We start from the raw sequence: 4,629 nt of genomic DNA on the forward strand, positions 1-4,629 counted from the left end.
GGCTCCATGGCCAGTGCCCGGGCGATCGCCACCCGCTGCTGCTGACCGCCGGAGAGCTGGGCGGGGTAGTGGTCCTTGCGATCGCCGAGGCCCACCCGGTCCAGCAGACGTTCCGCGCGCTCCCGGGCGACGGCCTTGGTCTCGCCCTTGACCTGGACCGGGGCCTCCATGACGTTCTCCAGAGCCGTCATGTGGGGGAAGAGGTTGAAGCGCTGGAACACCATGCCGATGTCCCGCCGCTGCGCGGCCACTTCCTTTTCCTTCAGCTCGTAGAGCTTGTCGCCCTTCTGCCGGTAGCCGACCAGCTCGCCGTCGACCCACAGCCGACCGGCGCTGATCTTCTCCAGATGGTTGATGCACCTGAGGAACGTGCTCTTGCCGGAGCCGGACGGGCCGATCAGACAGAACACCTCGCGCGGGTTCACCTCCAGGTCGATGCCCTTGAGGATGTGCGCGAGCCCGAAGGACTTGTGCACCGGCCGCGTACGGAGATCGTCGAGAGCGGTTACGCCTCGAACACCTCACGCACCAACTGCTCCTGCTCGGCCTGGTGCCGCTTCGCCGAACCCACCGCCGGGGAGGACGAGTGGGGGCGGGAGATACGGCGGAGGCGTTCGCCGGCCGGGATGTCGGCGCCGACCGCGAGGTCCAGGTGGTCGATCAGGTTGAGGGCGATGAAGGGCCAGGCGCCCTGGTTGGCCGGCTCCTCCTGCGCCCACAGGTACTTCTCGGCGTTCGGGTACTTGGCGATCTCCGCCTGGAGCTCGGCACCCGGCAGCGGGTACAGGCGCTCGATGCGGATGATCGCGGTGTCCTTGAGGCCGCGCTTCTGACGCTCGGCGTCGAGGTCGTAGTAGACCTTGCCGGCGGTGAAGACGACCTTCTTGACGGCGGCCGGGTCGACCGACGCGTCGCCGATGACCGGGCGGAACTGGCCCGTCGTGAACTCCTCAGCCTTCGACGCGGCGGCCTTGAGGCGCAGCATCGACTTCGGGGTGAAGACCACCAGCGGCTTGTGGTGCGGGTTGTGCACCTGCCACCGCAGGAGGTGGAAGTAGTTCGACGGCAGGGTCGGCATCGCGACCGTCATGTTGTTCTGCGCGCAGAGCTGGAGGAAGCGCTCCGGGCGGGCGGACGAGTGGTCCGGGCCCTGGCCCTCGTAGCCGTGGGGGAGGAGGAGCGTGACGCCGCTCGTCTGGCCCCACTTCTGCTCCGCCGACGAGATGAACTCGTCCACGACCGTCTGGGCGCCGTTGACGAAGTCGCCGAACTGGGCCTCCCACATCACCAGGGACTCGGGACGGGCGAGCGAGTAGCCGTACTCGAAGCCCATCGCCGCGTACTCGGAGAGGAGGGAGTTGTAGACGTTCAGGCGCGCCTGGTCCTCGGAGAGGTACATCAGCGGCGTGAACTCCTCGCCCGTCTCGCGGTCGATGATCACCGCGTGGCGCTGGCCGAAGGTGCCGCGCTGGGAGTCCTGGCCCGCCAGACGGACCGGGGTGCCCTCCAGGAGCAGCGAGCCGATGGCGAGGGTCTCGCCCATGCCCCAGTCGATCGTGCCGTCCTCGACCATGGACGCCCGGCGCTGCAGCTGCGGCAGCAGACGCGGGTGGGCGGTGATGTGGTCGGGGACGTTGACCTGGGACTCGGCGATGCGCTTGACGGTCTCCGCGGTGATCGCGGTGTTCACCGAGACCGGGAAGCCGTCCTGCGGGTCGCTGGCCTGGGCGGCGGCCGGCTGCGACGTCGCCTCGCGGACCTCCGTGAAGACCTTCTCCAGCTGGCCCTGGTAGTCCTGCAGCGCCTGCTCGGCCTCTTCCAGGGTGATGTCGCCGCGACCGATCAGGGACTCGGTGTAGAGCTTGCGCACCGAGCGCTTCTTGTCGATCAGGTCGTACATCAGCGGCTGCGTGAAGGCCGGGTTGTCCGACTCGTTGTGACCGCGGCGGCGGTAGCAGATGAGGTCGATCACCACGTCCTTGTTGAACGCCTGGCGGAACTCGAAGGCCAGACGCGCGACCCGGACGACCGCCTCGGGGTCGTCGCCGTTCACGTGGAAGATCGGGGCCTCGATCATGCGGGCCACGTCCGTGGCGTACATCGAGGAGCGCGACGACTCGGGGGCCGCCGTGAAGCCGACCTGGTTGTTGATGACGATGTGGACCGTGCCGCCCGTGCGGTAGCCGCGCAGCTGCGACATGTTCAGGGTCTCGGCCACCACGCCCTGGCCCGCGAAGGCCGCGTCGCCGTGGAGGGCCACCGGCAGGACCGTGAAGTCCGTGCCGCCCTTGTTGATGATGTCCTGCTTGGCGCGCGCGACGCCCTCCAGAACCGGGTCCACCGCCTCCAGGTGCGAGGGGTTCGCGACCAGGCTGACCTTGATCTGCTCGCCGTCCAGGCCCGTGAAGGTGCCTTCGGCGCCCAGGTGGTACTTCACGTCGCCGGAGCCGTGCATCGACTTCGGGTCGAGGTTGCCCTCGAACTCGCGGAAGATCTGCGCGTACGACTTGCCGACGATGTTCGCCAGGACGTTCAGCCGGCCGCGGTGGGCCATGCCGATGACGACCTCGTCGAGACGGGACTCCGCCGCCGAGTCGATGACCGCGTCGAGCAGCGGGATGACGGACTCGCCGCCCTCCAGGGAGAAGCGCTTCTGGCCGACGTACTTCGTCTGCAGGAAGGTCTCGAAGGCCTCCGCCGCGTTCAGACGGCGCAGGATGCGCAGCTGCTCCTCGCGCTCCGGCTTGGTGTGCGGGCGCTCGATGCGGTCCTGGATCCACTTGCGCTGCTTCGGGTCCTGGATGTGCATGAACTCGACACCGGTCGTACGGCAGTACGAGTCGCGCAGGACGCCGAGGATGTCGCGGAGCTTCATCATCGACTTGCCGGCGAAGCCGCCGACCGCGAACTCGCGCTCCAGGTCCCACAGGGTGAGCCCGTGCTCGGTGATGTCCAGGTCGGGGTGCTTGCGCTGGCGGTACTCCAGAGGGTCGGTGTCGGCCATGACGTGGCCGCGGACCCGGTAGGAGTGGATCAGCTCGAAGACGCGGGCGGCCTTGGTGACGTCGTCGTCGTGGCTGGCGTCGATGTCCCGGAACCAGCGGATCGGCTCGTACGGGATGCGCAGGGCCTCGAAGATGTCGTCGTAGAAGCCGTTCTCGCCCAGCAGCAGGTTCGCGACCTGGCGGAGGAACTCGCCGGAGGCGGCGCCCTGGATCACCCGGTGGTCATACGTCGACGTGAGCGTCATGACCTTGGAGATGCCGAGCTTGTTGAGCGTGTCCTGGCTCGTGCCCTGGAACTCCGCCGGGTAGTCCATGGAGCCGACGCCCATGATCACCGACTGGCCGGGCATCAGACGCGGCACGGAGTGGACGGTGCCGAGGCCGCCGGGGTTGGTCAGGGAGACCGTCACGCCGGTGAAGTCGTCCATCGTCAGCTTGCCGTCGCGGGCGCGGCGGACGATGTCCTCGTAGGCCTGCCAGAACTCGAAGAAGTTCAGCGTCTCGGCCTTCTTGATGGCCGCGACGACCAGTTGGCGGTCGCCGTTCGGCTTGACCAGGTCGATGGCCAGGCCGAGGTTGACGTGGGCCGGCTTGATGAGGGTCGGCTTGCCGTCCTTCTCGCCGTACGACCAGTTCATCGCCGGCATGGCCTTGATGGCCTGCACCATCGCGTAGCCGATCAGGTGCGTGAAGGAGATCTTCCCGCCCCGGGCGCGCTTGAGGTGGTTGTTGATGACGATGCGGTTGTCGAACAGCAGCTTCACCGGGACGGCGCGCACGGACGTGGCCGTGGGCAGCTCCAGCGAGGCGTTCATGTTCTTGGCGACCGCGGCGGCCGGGCCGCGCAGCGTGATCAGCTCCGGGCCCTCGGCGGCGGGCGCGGCCTGCTTCGCGGGGGCGGCGGCCGGCTTGGCCGCGGCGGGCGCCGGCGCGGGCTTCGCGGCGGCCGGGGCCGGGGCGGGCGCGGGCGCCGGGGCACCGGCGGCAGGCTTCTGGGTGGCCGGCGCGGGGGCGGCCTGGGCCGGAGCCGCGGGGGTGGCCGGGGCGGCGGGTGCCGCGGGCGTGGTGGTCGCTGCGGCCCCCGTGGCCGCAGTACCCGCCGGAGCCGGGGTGGCAGCTGCCCCTGGCTTGTAGTCGGCGAAGAAGTCCCACCAGGCTCGGTCTACCGAATTCGGGTCCTGGAGGTACTGCTGATAGATCTCGTCGACGAGCCACTCGTTGGGACCGAAGGCCGCGGCGGGGTTCTTACCCGCTTGGTCTGAGTCGGTCGAGATGCTCGAGTTACTGGGGGACTGTGGCGACACGGCGGCAACCGCCCTCTTCCGCTTCACAAGGTGATGGACAGCGGGAATAAAGGCTACGCCTCCGTGGCCGGGAAGGTCAGGTCGAGCCCGCTCATCGTCGCGTAAGTCACATTGGAAAGCGTGTTTCGGGGGTGGAAATGGCGGGAAACAAGCGTGGTTCCGGTCTGGAACGGGGGTGGTGGGTGGGGGCGGGGCATGCGTCGGGCAGGGCCTGCGGCGGGATATACGCGGCCCTTTGCGCGAACGCACCTGATCACACGTGTCCGGCTGCGCGGATCTGCCGTGGATCTTGTGGCTCCGCTTCGAACTTTACGTCAACT

2 protein-coding genes are annotated in these 4,629 nt (G+C 68.7%); both read right to left on the reverse strand.

Annotated features, from left to right (window positions below; genetic code table 11):
* Positions 1 to 476, reverse strand: a 476-nt coding sequence (locus tag STRIP9103_RS22610; RefSeq protein ID WP_048820783.1) for an amino acid ABC transporter ATP-binding protein, incomplete at its 3' end; no start/stop codon positions are given.
* A 29-nt stretch (positions 477 to 505) separates the two neighbouring features.
* Complete coding sequence (locus tag STRIP9103_RS22615) at positions 506 to 4,309, reverse strand: multifunctional oxoglutarate decarboxylase/oxoglutarate dehydrogenase thiamine pyrophosphate-binding subunit/dihydrolipoyllysine-residue succinyltransferase subunit (RefSeq protein WP_009319727.1); 3,804 nt, start codon at positions 4,307 to 4,309, stop codon at positions 506 to 508.
* Between the last annotated feature and the right edge of the window lie 320 nt (positions 4,310 to 4,629).

Origin of the sequence: Streptomyces ipomoeae 91-03 (assembly GCF_000317595.1) — a bacterium.
GTDB lineage: Bacteria > Actinomycetota > Actinomycetes > Streptomycetales > Streptomycetaceae > Streptomyces > Streptomyces ipomoeae.